The organism is Veillonella dispar (assembly GCF_900637515.1).
Lineage (GTDB): Bacteria > Bacillota > Negativicutes > Veillonellales > Veillonellaceae > Veillonella > Veillonella dispar.
Window position 1 is genome coordinate 319744 of sequence record NZ_LR134375.1, and the last position, 16646, is coordinate 336389.

Sequence of the window (16646 nt, forward strand, 5' to 3'; positions counted from 1 at the left end):
ATAGAGGATACGATAAAACTCTATTAGGGTCTATTTTAATGCTTTATTGGGATACTCTGTTTATTATGTATTAGCTTTTACAGTAATATTGTATAATAATATTGTATGACCAATTTCTAGTAGGTTAAATTTGAAGGATTTAGGTCAAATAATAAAGAAATTTGCTGATCTAAAAGGGCAGCTTAAATAAGGAAAGATATGATTAGAATAATAAATTTCCGTGTGGCCGTTACGGTCAAGTCGGACATTAAAGAGATTGTAGAAAAGAAGTATCCCCAGCTACGTGGTGCCATTGAAACAATTCACGTTGTGCGACGCGCTGTAGATGCTCGTAAAAAACCTAATATCGTATTTGTGTATACCTTGTTTGTTGAGGTTCATAAGGAAGCTCAAATCATGAAAAAACTGGGTAAACAAAAGGATGTATCTGTATTTACTCCAGAGGATCCAGAACCTATTGTTCATGGTAATGCGCCTTTAGCACATCGTCCTGTAGTGATGGGTTTTGGTCCGGCAGGTATGTTAGCCGCATTCTACCTTGCCCGTGAAGGCTACCGTCCTATCGTCTTTGAGCGTGGTCAAGATGTAGATACGCGTAGCGAAGATGTAGAAACATTCTGGAAAGAGGGTGTCTTTAAACCTGAGTCCAACGTTCAATTCGGTGAAGGTGGTGCAGGTACCTTCTCTGATGGTAAATTAACGACTCGCGTTACCCATCCTAGATTGCACGAAATCTCTAAATACTTTGTTGAATTTGGTGCTCCTGAAGAAATTTTATATAAACATAAACCTCACGTAGGTACCGATAAACTGCGTACCATGGTAAAAGCCATGCGTGAGCGCATCATTGAATGGGGCGGTGAAGTTCGATTCGGTGCAAAGATTACAGATTTATTTATCGAAAATGACCGCATCGTAGGTGTTGAAGTTAATGGTAGTGAGCGTATTGATACTACAGTTGTTTTATCTGGCGTAGGACATAGTGCACGTGATACGTATGAAATGCTACATAAACGAAATGTAGAAATGACGGCAAAACCATTTGCTATCGGTGTTCGTATCGAACATGATCAAGCTTTGATCGATGAGTCCCAATATGGTGTAGAGCCATCTAGCTTGGGACTTGGTGCCGCAGAATACTCCCTTGTGTATCACGATAAAGAAACAGGCCGTACTGCGTATAGCTTCTGTATGTGCCCAGGTGGTCAAGTTGTGGCCTCTGCATCCGAAAATGGCGGCGTTGTTGTGAATGGCATGAGCCTATATGCTCGTGATAGCGGTGTTGCGAACAGTGCTATCGTAGTTAACGTAGGCCCAGAAGATTTCGGTAATCATCCACTGGATGGTGTAGCATTCCAACGTGAATGGGAGCGCAAAGCTTATGAATTAGGTGGCTCTAACTTCCATGCACCAGCACAAACAGTAGGTCAATTTTTAGGGCTTTCACAAGCACCAAGCGTACAAGATAGCACCTATAGCTATGAACCAGGCGTAGTAAATTGCGATTTACATGATTGCTTGCCACCATTCGTAACGTCTGTATTGGAACGGGCTTTGCCATATTGGGGACGACGCATTCATGGATTTGATGATCCTGCAGTATGCATGACGGGCGTTGAAACGCGTACCTCAGCACCACTTCGCATGGGACGCAATGAAGACCGCGTTTCTCCGACTGTAGGTGGATTCTACCCTATGGGTGAAGGCGCTGGCTATGCTGGTGGCATTATGAGTGCAGCTCTTGATGGAGCCGAAACGGCTATCTTATGTATGGCAAAATATGCAAAACCTAACTAGTTAGTAGCAGAATATATTGTAAAAGAAACTACAGTATAGGTTCATATTGATATTGTAAAATAATATATCTGTATAGTATCTATATGTGTAGTGTATATATTGTGATATAATACACAACAGTGAATATATGAGGACTTGTGACTTTCACAATCCCTAGAGGAGGATAATTATGGCTCGTTTATTTGGTACAGATGGTGTACGTGGTGTTGTTAATGAATTTTTAACACCTGAATTAGCCTATCATTTAGGTCGCGCAGCGGCCACGCATTTTGGTAAGGAAAAGGAACATCCTACGTTCTTAATCGGTCGCGATACGCGTATTTCTGGTTCCATGCTTGAAAGTGCATTAGCAGCAGGCATCTGTTCTGTAGGTGGTAATGTAGTTATTGCAGGTGTTGTACCAACTCCAGCAGTAGCATACCTAGTGCGTCAACAAGGTTTTGATGCGGGCGCAGTTATTTCTGCATCTCACAATCCATATCCAGATAATGGCATTAAATTCTTTGATGGCAATGGCTATAAATTGCCAGATGAAGTAGAAGATCAATTGGAAGCGTATGTTCGTCAAAGTGCAGAAAATGAATTGCCACGTCCTACAGGTGATGGCATTGGTACCATTGAGTACAATAGCAACTTGGCTCATTTCTATGCTCACTTTGTACGACACACAATCGATACATCCTTGGAAGGCATGACAATCGTTTATGATGGTGCCAATGGTGCCGCTTCTAGCGTAGGCCCTGAAATTTTAGCTGGCCTTGGCGCTAAAGTTATCAACATTAACGTAAATCCAGATGGTTTGAATATCAATCATCATTGTGGTTCTACCCATATTGAAGGCTTGCAAGTAGCTGTTCAACAACACCATGCTGATTTAGGCATTGCTAATGATGGTGATGCAGATCGTTGCTTGTTAGTAGACGAAAAAGGTCAAGTCCTCGATGGGGACCAAATTATGTTGTTATGTGCTCTTAAATTGAAAGAAGAGGGCAAACTTAAAGACAATACTGTAGTTGGTACTGTTATGAGTAATATCGGCTTCCATAAAGCAGCTAAAGAATTAGGCATGAAAACCTTTGCTACTGCTGTTGGTGACCGTTATGTATTGGAATATATGCGTGAACACAATCTCTCCGTTGGGGGTGAACAATCTGGTCATGTAATCTTCTTGGATCATAATACAACTGGTGACGGTATGTTGACAGCTGTACAAGTAGCGGCGCTTATGAAAGAGAAAAACCAACCACTTTCTGAGTTGGCTGGCATTATGACAAAATATCCTCAAGTTCTTATCAACGTTCGTGTTGCTACAAAAACAGGTTGGGAAGATAATGATCTCATTAAAGCGGCCATCGTAACAGCAGAAGGTGAACTTGGTGTAGAAGGTCGCGTACTTGTACGTGCATCTGGTACAGAACCACTCATCCGCGTTATGGCTGAAGGCCCTAATCAAGAAGAATTACAATCCTTATGCCAAGAAATTGCTGATATTATTGGTAGAGAACAAGGGTTGGCTGAATAAAAGTAGGGTGTGAGGCGGCAGAGGAGCTTGCGACGATGAAGCCCACACATCACTTTGTTCCGAGCGTAAGATTTTGCAAAGTAAAATCCACAGCGAGGAACCATTTTTACTAAGATTAAACCTACTGTTCTTGTGAGAACTAATTCTATTTAACAATTTTTATATTAAAGGTATACCCTCCTATATATGTCCCTTTGCTCCGTCCTACGTAAAGTCGCTGCAGGAACATATATAGGAGGGTATTTATTTTATATTTATTTAGGATGGTTACCGAATGGAACCGTCACTATGGCGCAAATATTTCTGCATTATACCATTTCTACTCATTAAGAGTTATTTCGTATATGGGGAGGAGGATAGCAGAGATGATGTAATTTATCTCTTACATAGTTAAGAGATGGAATGGTGTTTTTGCAAATACGTACATAGGGTATGACTTATGTTATTATAGCTATATAGTTTAAATCGTATTGGTTTAATAGTTAAGGTGTAATATGAAAAATATAAATCAAGGGGAGGCTGAGACTCTCCTTAATGAGTGCCCGAATAGTATTGATTCTGCCTGTGAGCTTGCATATGCTGAATCACAAGCGAGGAGAGAGAAAAATTCACAGCTTATCTTGGAGAAGTTCTTAGAAAAATATAGTGATGAATTGAATGATGTTGAAAAAGCTAAAGTTTATACTAATTTGGCTTTTTATTATAATGATGAGGGCAATATAAAAGAATATGAGTATCTATCTGCAGCTGTAAAGTTAAATTCTCCATATATAGAGACCTACCGAGGGCTGGCTTTGTATCATTTCTCATCTTATGCAGATAAGGGCTCAGTAGAGGAATTGGAGAGAAGCTTACTGACTTATGAAAAGGGACGAAGCATATCATATAATTATGAAATGAACTTTGGCCGTGCCGTATGTTTATTTGAACTCAAAGAATATGAAAAAGCAAAGACCATATTTTTGCAGTTACTTGAAAACTATCCAAATAGAATGCGATTATTTCTTTGTATAGCTTATTGTGATGTGTATTTAGGAAATAAAATCCAATCCCTTGATTATTTGAAGAAAATTAAGATTGGTGGAGATCCTACATATCAGCGAGATGATGAAATTTGGGAGTTTGATATCTTTAACGCCTATTATGTATTAGATGAGTACAAGTTATTCTTAGAAGAATGTGAAAAGGCTAAAAGCACTTGTGACTTAAATTACGGCCCTTATTATTTTGGCCTTTGGACTATGAACCAACATGACCAATTCTATCTAGAAGTGATCAAACAACGAACAGAAATACTAGCATGTATTGAAGATGTAAAAATAGATGATGACTTTGCGAGTGAAGAAGAGAGGCAAGAGTATCTCCAATGTTGGGAAGATGATTTAGAAAGCCTAAATATATTAGAGCATAAGATTAAATATGAAAACTATAAGCCTGTGGTTGAACTAAAACTATGGCCCATATATGACTGCTATTTGATAGACTAACTCTTAGAATAAATTTTGGTATAACCTTAGGCAGCTTTGTATGGTTCTAAATCGGCATAGAAATAAAAGAGGCAACGTCGACGACGTTGCCTCTTTTATTTCTTGGTTTTATTTATCAGCCACAACGAGTTTATATCCATTCAAGTGAATGTTACTGCCTGTTGTGTCTTCGTTAGTTAAGGATTTTACATAGCTGTTGCCTGTGAGTGTCCAGGTAGAGTCTTTGCTGAGTTTCATTGTAATTTCTTTAGCTGTGTTGTCTGTGTTTACAGCGCCTACGAGGCTGGATCCATTAGTCATGTCTAGTGCGACAGTGCTGATGGAGTCGGCTACGATGTTACCGTTAAGTTCTTGGTTGGATGCGCGAAGTGTGAGGTGACCACCGTTTTCACCATCTTTACCCCAGCGGGAGTCTGCTGCGGCTTTCACGAGTGTGGTAGTATTTGGCATTACAATTGCGTTGCCTGTAAGGTCTACTTCGGCTGTGGTGTTGTTTACATAGATGAAAGCGCCTGTACCATGAGTTGTAAGTGTGTTATTTTCTGCTTTTAAACGAGCAATACCGCTTTCAGCATCACCGGAGAAACTTTGGTATAGCATGAAGCCATTATCGTGGTAGCCTGTAACATTAGAGTTCGTAAGGGTAATGGAGTTTTTACCTTCTACGACGCCTATTTCACTCTTGTTAGCTACGCCGTTGATACTGTTTGCTGTAATATTGCCGGTGGAGTAGATAACAGGGCTACCCGCACCAGAGGTTGTAAGCTTAGCTGCCTCCGCAGTAATAGTGCCTTCGCCACGGTCTGTAGCGAGTGTAGCAGAGTGAGCCCCTTCAGTAGTAATGGTTAAATTTTTGCCGTTTACAGTGCCTTTATAGGTTGCATCTAAGCCGCGAGAGGAATCACCTTTTGTGTGAATATTAGTATTCTCTACGTTGATAACAGATCCTTCGCCGGTGGCAAATACTGCATTAGAGCCAATGCTATTAGATGTGATATTACTATTTTTAATGCTAGTTTGACTGCCTTCGATGCCGAGCACTACTGCATTTTGTCCGCGGAAATTACTGTTGTCATCATTTGTGGTGTTACCCTGTTTATCAAATACGCTGCTATCGATGGTGATAGTGGCTTTGTTTTTTCCGATGAAAGCATTTTGATCGCTTGTAGTATTGTCGAACCGTTGGTGTTCTAATGTTTTATTTTCACTAATAACAGATGTGCCTGTGAAAGTACTAGAATCAGTTTCCTTATGAGGCGTTGGTTCGTTAATTTCTCCTGTCTTTACATCATCTGGTCTAGGTACATCATTTTTAGGCATATTAGCGTTAGGTGCATCAGCCTTAGGGGCAGCTATGCTTTGTGGTGGAACATTAGACTGTACTGGTTCTGCACCAAAGGTAGGGGCGAATGCGAGTGCTGCGAGGGCGCCGCCCGCTAAAGCTGGAACGATGAAACGTCTTAAAGTTTTATAATTACGTGAATGTGTCATATATAATAACCTCCAAATATTTATTGCGCGATAAAATCGAATTGTGTAAAATTAAGATTGTAAGAAGTATAGTAATTATCTGTGAAAATAGTATGAATGATACATGGGATTTATAAACAAATATTAACCGTGATGTTTAGATATGTCGATGAGGATATCTTGCTTTCACCATTACTTATCACGTATAATATAGATTGGTATATGATGTATACTATTAAGATCTGCCGTATCTTATAGAAAGGAGTTCCCTAATTCGTAAAGGCGAATAGCGCAAGTACCCACGAAGGCAGTCGTTAGGGTAGACGAGGTGAAGAGTAATCGAATCATCAGCGGATGCTCTTCCGGCATATTCATGTCGTAACAGATACTAAAAAGCCCATCGGTAACGATGGGGACAAAGTGTATCTGAATGAATTGTATTCAAATACTATTTGATACATAATTTGAACATTAACTTAGATTGTTAAGTTAGAATAGTAATTTGTTAGCCTTAGTTGTTGGCTGGGGCTAGAAATACCCCCAGTTATAGGAGGATATACTTATGTGCGGTATCGTAGGATACATTGGCTTTAATCAAGCATCTGATTTCTTGTTGGACGGTATGGCGAAATTAGAATACCGTGGTTATGACTCTGCAGGTATTGCTGTTATCGGCCCTGAAAATGTGATTAAAATTCAAAAGAAGGTTGGCCGCCTTGCTAATCTTGAGGCGATTGTAAAAGCAGATCCTAATGAAGGGACTATAGGTATTGGTCATACTCGTTGGGCTACTCATGGTCGCCCATCTGATATGAACGCCCATCCTCATGCATCTGAAGATGGTAAATTTGCTGTTGTACACAACGGTATTATTGAAAATTACATGCCTTTAAAAGAAGAGCTCATTGAAAAAGGGTACCATTTCAAATCTGAAACTGATACAGAAGTAGTAGCTCATTTATTAGAAGATATGTATGATGGCGATTTCGTAGGCACAGTACGTCGCATGCTAGCTCGTGTTGATGGTGCGTATGCTCTTGAAATCATCTGCGCTGATGAGCCAGACAAAATCATTTGTACTAAAAAAGAAAACCCATTGGTTATCGGTCTTGGCAAAGGCGAAAACTTTGTAGCATCCGATATTCCAGCTATCATTAACTACACACGCGATACATACATTTTGAGCGATGGTGAATTAGCTATTGTAACTCGTGATAATGTATCTGTATTTGACCGTGAAGGCAACCCTGTTGATAAAGAAGTATTCCATGTTAACTGGAATGCGGAAGCAGCAGAAAAAGGCGGTTATGAACACTTTATGTTGAAAGAAATTCATGACCAACCTAAAGCTGTACGCGATACTTTCGGTACACATATCTCTGAAGATGGTAAAACAGCTATCTTTGATGAGTTGAATTGGACTGCTGAAGATGTAGCAGCTTTCAACAAAATCCTCATCGTTGCATGTGGTACAGCATACCATGCTGGTCTTGTAACAAAACAATATATTGAAAACTTGGCGCGCATTCCTGTAAGTGTGGAAATCGCATCCGAGTACCGTTACAGCAATCCATTGACTGATGACAAAACATTATGTATCGTTATCAGCCAATCTGGTGAAACATCTGATACATTGGCTGCTTTGAAAGAGGCTAAACGCCTTGGTGCTAAATCCTTAGCAATTACAAACGTAGTAGGTTCCAGTATCTCTCGTGAAGCAGATAACACTGTGTACACATGGGCAGGTCCTGAAATCTCTGTAGCATCTACAAAAGCTTACACTACTCAATTAGTAGCAGGCTTGTTGTTTGCTGTATACCTTGGTCAATTAAATGGCAAAATGAATCCAGCTTTAGGTGAAGAAATCCTTAGCGGCGTTAAAAACTTGCCTACATTGATTCATGAAATCTTTGAAGTAGACGAAGATATGAAAGCCTTTGCAAAACATTATGGCTTCAAATCTGATGCGTTCTTCTTGGGCCGTGCTATCGACTATGCAGTAGCGATGGAAGGTGCTTTGAAATTGAAAGAAATTTCTTACATTCATGCTGAAGCATATGCTGGTGGCGAATTGAAACATGGTACATTAGCTCTTATTGAAGAAGGCGTACCTGTTATCGCATTGGCTACACAAGAGGATGTATACGATAAGATGATCAGCAACATCCGCGAAGTAAAAGCTCGTGAAGCGGTTGTAATCGGTATCGGCATGAAAGGTGACGAAGAATTATCTAAACACGTAGACCATACGATCTATGTTCCACGTGCGAATAAATTCATCGCTCCAATCCTTGCAGTTGTACCATTACAATTATTAGCGTACTACGCAGCGATTACACGCGGCGCAGATGTAGATAAACCACGTAACTTAGCTAAATCTGTAACCGTAGAATAATATATATAACCAACAGTGCTTCGGCACTGTTGGTTTATTTCAATATAGGGAGACTATTATGGCAGTTATATTTTCCGGCATCCAACCAAGTGGTGAGTTAACACTTGGTAACTATTTGGGGGCTTTACGTAATTTCTTAGACTATCAAGATACTGACGAATGTTATTATTGTATCGTTAACCAACATGCGATTACTGTACCGCAAGATCCAAAAGAGTTATTCCAAAATACTCGTAATTTGGCTGCGTTGTACCTAGCGGTTGGCCTCGATCCTAAAAAGGTAACATTGTTCGTACAATCCGAAGTACCTGAGCATGTTAAACTCGGTTGGGTTATGCAATCTATTAGCTATGTTGGCGAATTAGAGCGCATGACGCAGTACAAAGATAAGTCTCAAAAGCAAGGTGACTCTATTCCTACCGCATTGCTTACGTACCCACCATTGATGGCGGCAGATATCTTGTTATATGGTACAAACTATGTTCCTGTAGGTGAGGACCAAAAGCAACATCTTGAGTTGACTCGTAATTTGGCAGAGCGTTTTAACCGTAGATTCGGTGAAACTTTCGTAGTACCTGATATCAAGGTAGGCGAAGGTGGTGCTCGCGTTATGAGCTTACAAGAGCCAACTAAGAAAATGAGTAAATCTGATGATAACCAAAATGCTACCATTCGCCTTTTGGATGCACCAGATTTGATTGTGAAAAAATTGAAACGCGCTCAAACTGACTCTGATAATGCAGTGCGTTACGATAAAGAAAACAAACCGGGCATTTCTAACTTGATGGGCATTTACCGTGCTATCACAAAAGACAGCTATGAAGCTATCGAAGAAATGTATGCAGGTAAAGGTTATGGCGTATTTAAATCCGATATTGCCGACCTTTTAGTGGCAACTCTTGAGCCAATCCAACAACGTTACAATGAATTGATTACAAGCCCTGAACTTGATGTCATTCTCGATGAAGGTGCTGCTAAGGCTCATGCTAAAGCGAGTCAAATGTACCGTAAAGTTGAGCAAGCTATGGGCTTGTGCCGTAAATAAAATCATATAGTAGACTTTCAATTTGTGAGGTAAGCCATGACGAAACAAGAGGCGATGGAACGCTTTTCATCAGGTGCCGTACAACAGAGCTTAGAAATACATCGTGGAATCCAGTGGACTGGACGCATCGTCGGTCTATTGGTGTGCGTGTTAATTGTGAAATATTTGCCGTCCGATTGGGCTGAGCGTATATTGTATTATCTGTTGTTACTCCTTATATTGTGGACCCTTCATAGATTAGGTGAAAGTCAAGCTTTTATCTGTGAAAAGGGCCTCGTGTTAAAACGTAGGCCTTTTTCTTTTATAGAATACTTTCACAGTCTCTTTCATGGGGATGAATATTTTGTTTTTGTCGATTACGAGCATATTATTGGATTTACTGAAGGTTGGCGTGAATTGCAGGCCATGAATGGTCATGGTGGCATTTATGTAATCCCCTTAGATCTTGCACAGGTAGGGTATAAAGATAAAATGGCCATGATTGAGGCTATTCATAAGCATTCAGAGCTTTAAAGGATAAGTATATACAAAGGCTTTTGAGCTATAAAACATAGTATGTAGCATGGATAATTAAGAAAATCCAAAAATTCATCAAATTAGCTATTTACAACTTTAACGAACTAAAGTATAATACAATCATCGGGTGCAGAGGTGAGTTCTGTACAGCATATAATAGCAAGTAGTTAAAGGTGTAACACACCGTGGAGGATAGTTATGAATTGGAAAAAAATGATGGCCGTTGGCCTTGCAGCAGTATCTATGATGGTATTTGTAACGGGTTGTGGTAGCGATACTAAAACCGCTAATACAGAATTACCTAAAAAAATCGTTATCGGCTTAGATGATAGCTTCCCTCCAATGGGCTTTAAAGATGATAAAGGCGAAATCGTAGGTTTAGATATCGATATGGCTAAAGAAGCAGCTAAACGCGCTGGTATGGAGGTAGAGTTCAAAGCTATCGACTGGTCCAGTAAAGAAGCCGAGTTGAAATCTAAAAAAATCGACGCTTTATGGAATGGCTTAACAGTATCTCCTGAACGTGAGAAAAATATTTTGTTCTCCAATCCATACATGAAGGATAAACAATACATCGTTGTTCGTAATGATGATGACTCCATCAAATCCAAAGCTGATTTAGCAGGTAAAGTAGTAGGTGTTCAACAAGCTAGTACTGGTGAATCTGCATTACAAAATGATCCAAGCGGTAAAACTGTGAAAGAAACAAAATCTTATGCTGACTTCGTAAGTGCTTTCATGGATCTTGGTATTGGTCGTGTTGATGCAGTTATCGCCGATGGTGTTATCGCTCGTTACCTCATGACAAAAGAACCTGGTAAATACAAAATCGTAGACGGTACTGATTACGGTGTTGACAACTTCGCTGTTGGTTTCCGTAAAGATGACACTGCATTACGTGATAATATCAATGGTATCTTAGCGGACATGAAAAAAGATGGTACTGCTGATAAAATCGTTGAAAAATGGTTGGGCTCTAGCGCAGACCTAGATAAGAGCGATGCTAAATAGTACAATTCGTGATATACTAATAGTACTATGGTCAGTATGTACAACAGATAATTAAAGAACGAAATGTACACTAGAGAAGAGGCCAGATGCCTCTTCTCTAGTCGTGTTTTGAAGGAGTATTCCATGTTAGATTATTTATTGCAGATTATCCCAACCATCGCTGATGGTTTAAAGGTAACCGTATCGCTCTTCTGTATTGTATGGATTTTATCCATTCCTGGCGGTATCTTACTTGCTTTGGTACGTCTATCTAAATTTACAGTGCTCGACAAAATTGTTGAAGCTTTCGTATATTTGATGCGCGGCACACCATTAATGCTACAAATTTTATTCGTTTACTATGCATTGCCTATCATTACAGATGGTGCGGTACAAATGGATGATGCTACAGCCGCTGTTCTTACATTCGTATTAAACTACGCCGCTTATTTATGTGAAATTTTCCGCGGTGGTATTCAATCCATTTCTCGTGGTCAGTACGAAGGGGCAAAGGTTCTTGGTTTTACCTATGCTCAAACAATGCGTAAAATCATCTTGCCACAAATGTTTAAACGCGTATTGCCTCCGCTTGCGAACGAAACAATTAACTTGTTGAAAGATACGTCTCTTGTATACGTATTGGCTATGAATGATATCTTGCGTATTACAAAATCTATCGTACAACGTGACTTTGATATCTCTGCTTTCTTGGTGGCAGCTTTGTTCTACTTGATCTTTACCTTTATTTTGACAAATATCTTCAACTACTTAGAAAGAAGATTTGCTGTATATGAAGATTAATCTATTCTGTAGTAGTGTGTCGTAGATATGGACTTAGTTGTTTTAAAGGGCTATAGCCCGTTTGAAATTACAGCTATTTATTTATACGACGATGTAAGAGGTACTTATGACATTTGTAAATATGGAGCGTATTGAAAAACGCTTTAACAATCAAACTGTATTGCGCGATGTATCGCTCAAAATGGATAGAGGGGAAATCGTTTCTATTATCGGCCCATCTGGCTCTGGTAAATCTACATTCTTGCGCTGCTTAGGGCAATTGGAAACCATTGATGGTGGCTCTATTACTGTAGATGGTACAGTTCTAGCTAGTACAGATGCTAATGGCACTGTAAACTATGCTAGCCAAGAAACACAACATGACTTGCTATTACGCATGGGTATGGTGTTCCAATCTTTCAATTTATTCCCTCATATGACGGTGCTTGATAACATTATGATTGCACCGCGTATGGTAAAAGGTATGAAAGATGATGAAATTTTACCGATTGCAGAGCGATTACTTAATAAAGTTGGCTTATGGGAAAAGCGCGATATGTATCCATCCCGTTTGTCTGGCGGGCAACAACAACGTGTGGCCATTGCTCGTGCATTGGCGATGAATCCAGAAATCATGCTCTTTGATGAACCAACATCCGCTCTTGACCCAGAATTAACTGGTGAGGTTCTTAAGACTATTAAACAGCTGGCTGATGATCATATGACGATGATTATCGTAACCCATGAAATGAATTTTGCTCGTGAAGTATCTGATCGTGTCATCTTCATGGCAGATGGTGTTATCCAAGAGGAAGGTACACCAGAACAAATTTTCAACAACCCACAGAACGATAGAACGAAAGCATTCTTGGAGAACATGTTATAGGAGGTCTTATGAAGTTACGTTTTATTGCTGCTACGTTAGCTGTCATGGCTATGAGCACGACCTCTATTATGGCAGAAGGTTTGCAAGGAACACCTGGAACTCCGATGGCAATCGTAGATTCCCAAAAAGACTCTGCCTCTATTTTGCCAGATCAGTATAAATCGTATGCGACTACGATGAATACAGTAGTTAAGGATTATAAAAATGGCTATACCTTTACCATACCATGGCGTGTAGCCGATGGTGTTAAGCTAGATATGGATGTGCGTAGTGAAAGTGAGCATATTCAAGGCTATTCTTTCAACCTAGCAGGTCCAACACAAGATGATTCCTATACTGTGTCTTTCACAAAACGCAATAATACACCGCAAGACGGGGTATCTCAAAAGGAATGGAATACGACTTGGTATGGTGTGCCAATCAAGGGCATGTCTGATGAAGAATACTTGAGCATCTGGCGTCAGCATAGTAATGTCTTTGAAAATAACGATATCGTTGGGGGCTTCTTTAACAAGAAAGGGGCTATATCAGCACGTTGGGATAAGACGACACCAAAGTCTTATGCTGAAATGACATCTACAGAGCCTGTTCAATCCGTATTTGAAGCAGAATTCATCATGGATAAGGATCCAACGCATCGCTATAACTTGGCGAGCACCTATGCTCCTATTCAAGGGGAATTTATGGAACAAGGTTTGATGGAGCATACGATTCCATCCTTTGAATTACTAAATAAGTCTGGTTCTAGTACAATTAAAGGTGTTAAGCAGTTTATCTCTGGCACAAGTGATATCAGTGTAGCTGAAGGCATTAAATTTGCCTATCCAAAAGGTTTTACCCGTCTAAATGAAAAGGGTAAAATTGCTTTTGCTAAGCATAATGTACGCCTCGATATTGAATCCTTTACAATTCCTGTACAAGCGGTTAGCACAGGCATGCCTACAATGATGGGCAAACAAATGCTAGGTGATTATTACCTTAAACAATTGGTTGAGGTGAATAAGGCAACGATCACGCGTTATGAAACGCATATTATCGATGGTAATGTGATGTTCTACTTGGCAGGTCATATGAAGAATCCTAATACAGCTGATACATCTGCAGCTGCACCAGTATCCTTTGCCGCTACTATTATCTTAGGTAATGAAGGCAATGTGGCGGTAGCTCGTATGATTGGTCCAGCAGGCACTAGCCTTAGCACACCAGAGCTTATTGATGTGCTTGATGGATTCAGATTGACTACCACATTGAATACTAACCAATCATCACAAGTTTTATAATATACACATAATATTCTTTTATTTGTATAAATCTGTATGATTTGTGCTATAATAAAAGAAATCCTCTAGAAAAAGAGGAGTTTTCCTTGATGGTCTAGAATATAATAATATAGGCTAAACGATCTTTGATCATATCCCCTTTGAGGGATTAGAAATAGGAGGGGTTATTATGGTTACCTACAAAACTATTGTCGTACCTACTGATGGTTCTGAAAATGCTAAACGTGCGTTGGAACATGCTCTCGCTGTAGCGGACCGCAACCATGCTGAATTGATTGTTGTTCACGTTGCAAACATCGTGTCTGCTATTTCCAATTTCGATCAAACACCAATTTCCGGTGGTTACGTATCTGAACAAATTGCAGAAGATATGGAAGAAACTGGTAAAGAAATTCTTAACGATGTAGTGAAAGAAATTCCTACAGGCGTAAAAGTTAAAAGCGTATTCGAAGTTGGTTCCCCTGGTCCTGCATTGTTAGCAGTAGCTAAAAAATACAATGCTGATCTTATCGTAATGGGTAGCCGTGGCCTTGGCCCATTGAAAGGCTTATTCATGGGTAGCGTAAGTAGCTATGTAACTAGTCACTCCACTTGCCCTGTATTGATCATTAAATAATTCATATCCTGTACAGATATGATACAAAAAGAGACTTTGTTGTAACAAAGTCTCTTTTTTACATCGTAAAAATGATATAATACTTATATGTATGCCTTTCAGGTTTACAAATAAATAAGAATGAACTTAAGTTTTATGAGAACCATATTATAAAATAGCATTAGATAATTATTGGGGGACTATATGAGCGACAAACAAGAAGCATTGCTAAAGCTGGCAGAACTGTTTAAAATCTTGGGTGACCCTACACGCCTAAAAATAGTAGAATTATTATTAGAAAATGAAATGTGTGTAAATCACATTGCTGAAACAATGGGAATGGGTCAATCTGCTATTTCTCATCAATTGCGTGTACTCCGTCAAGCGCGTCTCGTAACTTATCGCAAGGAAGGGAAAACTGCATACTACTCTCTGAACGATGATCATGTAGAAGGTCTCGTAAGAATGGGTATGGAACACGTATCTCATCAATAGTTATATAGCCATATAGCCATATTGCATACTATTTGTCTAACTTGATTAGGGATATACAAAAGTAGTCATGATATACATATCCTTTAAAGAGATATAAAGTTAAAACATAAGAAAAGGAGCCGTTTATACGGCTCCTTTTTGTATAGGTATACTAGTATTAATATAATGGGAAAAGGTAATAGGCTATCGTAATAAATAGTGGCATAGTTACTGCTGATAGTATGGTTGTACCCATTACAATTTGCGTAGCGTATTCTGGATTGTTTTTCATCTCGATAGCAATAAGGGCCATATTGATGGCTGTTGGTACGCTATAGGTGATGACAATCGTTTGCGCTGCAATCGGGTGCATAGGACCATAGAACATTATAAATAATATAGTAATAACTGCAGCAATGAGAGGACTTACGACGAGACGTAAGGATGTAGCGAGCATAACATCCGCCTTAAAGAAGTTTAATGGCGTTCTGTTAATCTGCACCCCTAAAGCGATCATAGCAACGCCTACAAAGGCATTAGCAAAGATTTTAAGAGGGGCAAAGAAGAATAGGCCGTGTAAATCAAATGGTAAGAGCTGGCAAAGTAATGCAAGCGGTATAGCATATACCATAGGCATATGGAAGACTACACTTAACGCATCCTTTGTGCTCAAACGCCCAGCACCAGCTTGGTAGAAACCATAGGTATTACTTGTAATGGTCTGTATAATCATAATGGATACGACGCTGACAAGACCTAAATCAGCATAGGGGGTTGCGCCATCGATGACGTAAGGCACATTGGTAAATACAAAGATGGCAAGGGCGATGCCCATATTGCCGACATTGTTAAACATAACGCAGTTCTTTAATGTGGCGATTTTTGCTACATCATAACCTTGTATTTTGCCGACTACACCTGAAAGGATAGAGTTCAGTATGAGTACAACTAGTGCACAAAATACGATTTCTAACGTACCTGATGTAAATTTAGCTTCATACATAGCCCTAAATACAAAGGTAGGCAATAATATGTAGAAGTTTAGTTTACTCAGCGTATATAAATCTAGTTTAAATTTTCTATCCAATATAAACCCTACGCCTATCAGTATAAAAATAGGAATCATAGAGTTCATAAATATATGTCCTATTAGCTCGAATATATTCATTATCTCACCTAGAGTTTCTTATTAATTTAGTATGGATTTAATGTATAGTATTATCATACCATAGTATGTATTGTTCGGGGCTTAAAAGTTTTATCCATTATGATTTCTTATGATATTCATCAGAAATATATATGCAAAATGTGAGTTTTTACATACATATTAATTAACAAATATATAGTATAATGTGAATATATCGTATATTTAGTTTGTTCTTTGAACGTGTCTCTACGGTGAGTAACCA

Annotated in this window: 14 protein-coding genes; 12 read left to right on the forward strand and 2 right to left on the reverse strand. The window is 39.3% G+C overall.

The genetic code is table 11. From position 1 onward, the window contains the following. The first annotated feature begins 198 nt into the window (after positions 1-198). The 3 genes from EL171_RS01380 to EL171_RS01390 all read left to right on the forward strand — a co-directional run bounded on the left by EL171_RS01380 (position 199) and on the right by EL171_RS01390 (position 4806). Complete coding sequence (locus EL171_RS01380) at positions 199-1797, forward strand: NAD(P)/FAD-dependent oxidoreductase (RefSeq protein ID WP_005387751.1); 1599 nt, start codon at positions 199-201, stop codon at positions 1795-1797. A gap of 169 nt (positions 1798-1966) precedes the next feature. After that, a complete protein-coding gene (gene glmM, locus EL171_RS01385) occupies positions 1967-3319 on the forward strand; it encodes a phosphoglucosamine mutase (RefSeq protein WP_005387752.1) in 1353 nt (450 codons plus the stop codon). Positions 3320-3813: 494 nt separating this feature from the next. Continuing rightward, positions 3814-4806 carry a tetratricopeptide repeat protein gene (locus EL171_RS01390; RefSeq protein ID WP_005387754.1) on the forward strand — a complete coding sequence of 331 codons (993 nt, stop codon included), beginning with the start codon at positions 3814-3816 and terminating at the stop codon, positions 4804-4806. A gap of 108 nt (positions 4807-4914) precedes the next feature. Here the strand turns inward: EL171_RS01390 and EL171_RS01395 are convergent, their stop codons facing one another. Beyond that, positions 4915-6297, reverse strand: a complete 1383-nt coding sequence (locus EL171_RS01395) for a hypothetical protein (protein ID WP_005387755.1) — start codon at positions 6295-6297, stop codon at positions 4915-4917. Between the two features lie 541 nt (positions 6298-6838). On the opposite strand from EL171_RS01395, the gene glmS reads away from it, so the two are divergent. The 9 genes from glmS (at position 6839) to EL171_RS01440 (ending at position 15258) form a co-directional block, all read left to right on the forward strand. Then, positions 6839-8671: a glutamine--fructose-6-phosphate transaminase (isomerizing) gene (glmS, locus tag EL171_RS01400; protein ID WP_005387756.1), complete on the forward strand. Its 1833-nt coding sequence runs from the start codon at positions 6839-6841 to the stop codon at positions 8669-8671. A 58-nt stretch (positions 8672-8729) separates the two neighbouring features. Next, positions 8730-9716 (forward strand): tryptophan--tRNA ligase, encoded by a 987-nt coding sequence (trpS, locus tag EL171_RS01405; protein ID WP_005387758.1) that lies wholly within the window; start codon positions 8730-8732, stop codon positions 9714-9716. Positions 9717-9752: 36 nt separating this feature from the next. Beyond that, complete coding sequence (locus EL171_RS01410; protein ID WP_005387759.1) at positions 9753-10229, forward strand: hypothetical protein; 477 nt, start codon at positions 9753-9755, stop codon at positions 10227-10229. 201 nt (positions 10230-10430) lie between these two features. Beyond that, entirely contained in the window at positions 10431-11243 is an 813-nt protein-coding gene (locus tag EL171_RS01415; RefSeq protein ID WP_005387760.1) for an amino acid ABC transporter substrate-binding protein, read from the forward strand. Between the two features lie 123 nt (positions 11244-11366). Continuing rightward, positions 11367-12023: an amino acid ABC transporter permease gene (locus EL171_RS01420; RefSeq protein WP_005387763.1), complete on the forward strand. Its 657-nt coding sequence runs from the start codon at positions 11367-11369 to the stop codon at positions 12021-12023. A gap of 106 nt (positions 12024-12129) precedes the next feature. Then, positions 12130-12888 (forward strand): amino acid ABC transporter ATP-binding protein, encoded by a 759-nt coding sequence (locus EL171_RS01425; protein WP_005387765.1) that lies wholly within the window; start codon positions 12130-12132, stop codon positions 12886-12888. Positions 12889-12896: 8 nt separating this feature from the next. Then, positions 12897-14168: a hypothetical protein gene (locus tag EL171_RS01430; RefSeq protein ID WP_005387767.1), complete on the forward strand. Its 1272-nt coding sequence runs from the start codon at positions 12897-12899 to the stop codon at positions 14166-14168. Between the two features lie 169 nt (positions 14169-14337). Continuing rightward, positions 14338-14784, forward strand: coding sequence for a universal stress protein (locus EL171_RS01435; RefSeq protein WP_005387768.1), 447 nt, complete (start codon positions 14338-14340; stop codon positions 14782-14784). Positions 14785-14967: 183 nt separating this feature from the next. After that, positions 14968-15258, forward strand: a complete 291-nt coding sequence (locus EL171_RS01440) for an ArsR/SmtB family transcription factor (protein WP_005387769.1) — start codon at positions 14968-14970, stop codon at positions 15256-15258. A 157-nt stretch (positions 15259-15415) separates the two neighbouring features. Here the strand turns inward: EL171_RS01440 and EL171_RS01445 are convergent, their stop codons facing one another. Further along, positions 15416-16405 carry an AEC family transporter gene (locus EL171_RS01445; RefSeq protein ID WP_005387771.1) on the reverse strand — a complete coding sequence of 330 codons (990 nt, stop codon included), beginning with the start codon at positions 16403-16405 and terminating at the stop codon, positions 15416-15418. Between the last annotated feature and the right edge of the window lie 241 nt (positions 16406-16646).

What these genes read in the sequence shown, in the direction of transcription:
- EL171_RS01380 (WP_005387751.1), top strand. Translation starts at nt 199, where the DNA reads ATGATTAGAATAATAAATTTCCGTGTGGCCGTTACGGTCAAGTCGGAC.
- glmM (WP_005387752.1), top strand. Translation starts at nt 1,967, where the DNA reads ATGGCTCGTTTATTTGGTACAGATGGTGTACGTGGTGTTGTTAATGAA.
- EL171_RS01390 (WP_005387754.1), top strand. Translation starts at nt 3,814, where the DNA reads ATGAAAAATATAAATCAAGGGGAGGCTGAGACTCTCCTTAATGAGTGC.
- EL171_RS01395 (WP_005387755.1), bottom strand. Translation starts at nt 6,297, where the DNA reads ATGACACATTCACGTAATTATAAAACTTTAAGACGTTTCATCGTTCCA.
- glmS (WP_005387756.1), top strand. Translation starts at nt 6,839, where the DNA reads ATGTGCGGTATCGTAGGATACATTGGCTTTAATCAAGCATCTGATTTC.
- trpS (WP_005387758.1), top strand. Translation starts at nt 8,730, where the DNA reads ATGGCAGTTATATTTTCCGGCATCCAACCAAGTGGTGAGTTAACACTT.
- EL171_RS01410 (WP_005387759.1), top strand. Translation starts at nt 9,753, where the DNA reads ATGACGAAACAAGAGGCGATGGAACGCTTTTCATCAGGTGCCGTACAA.
- EL171_RS01415 (WP_005387760.1), top strand. Translation starts at nt 10,431, where the DNA reads ATGAATTGGAAAAAAATGATGGCCGTTGGCCTTGCAGCAGTATCTATG.
- EL171_RS01420 (WP_005387763.1), top strand. Translation starts at nt 11,367, where the DNA reads ATGTTAGATTATTTATTGCAGATTATCCCAACCATCGCTGATGGTTTA.
- EL171_RS01425 (WP_005387765.1), top strand. Translation starts at nt 12,130, where the DNA reads ATGACATTTGTAAATATGGAGCGTATTGAAAAACGCTTTAACAATCAA.
- EL171_RS01430 (WP_005387767.1), top strand. Translation starts at nt 12,897, where the DNA reads ATGAAGTTACGTTTTATTGCTGCTACGTTAGCTGTCATGGCTATGAGC.
- EL171_RS01435 (WP_005387768.1), top strand. Translation starts at nt 14,338, where the DNA reads ATGGTTACCTACAAAACTATTGTCGTACCTACTGATGGTTCTGAAAAT.
- EL171_RS01440 (WP_005387769.1), top strand. Translation starts at nt 14,968, where the DNA reads ATGAGCGACAAACAAGAAGCATTGCTAAAGCTGGCAGAACTGTTTAAA.
- EL171_RS01445 (WP_005387771.1), bottom strand. Translation starts at nt 16,405, where the DNA reads ATGAATATATTCGAGCTAATAGGACATATATTTATGAACTCTATGATT.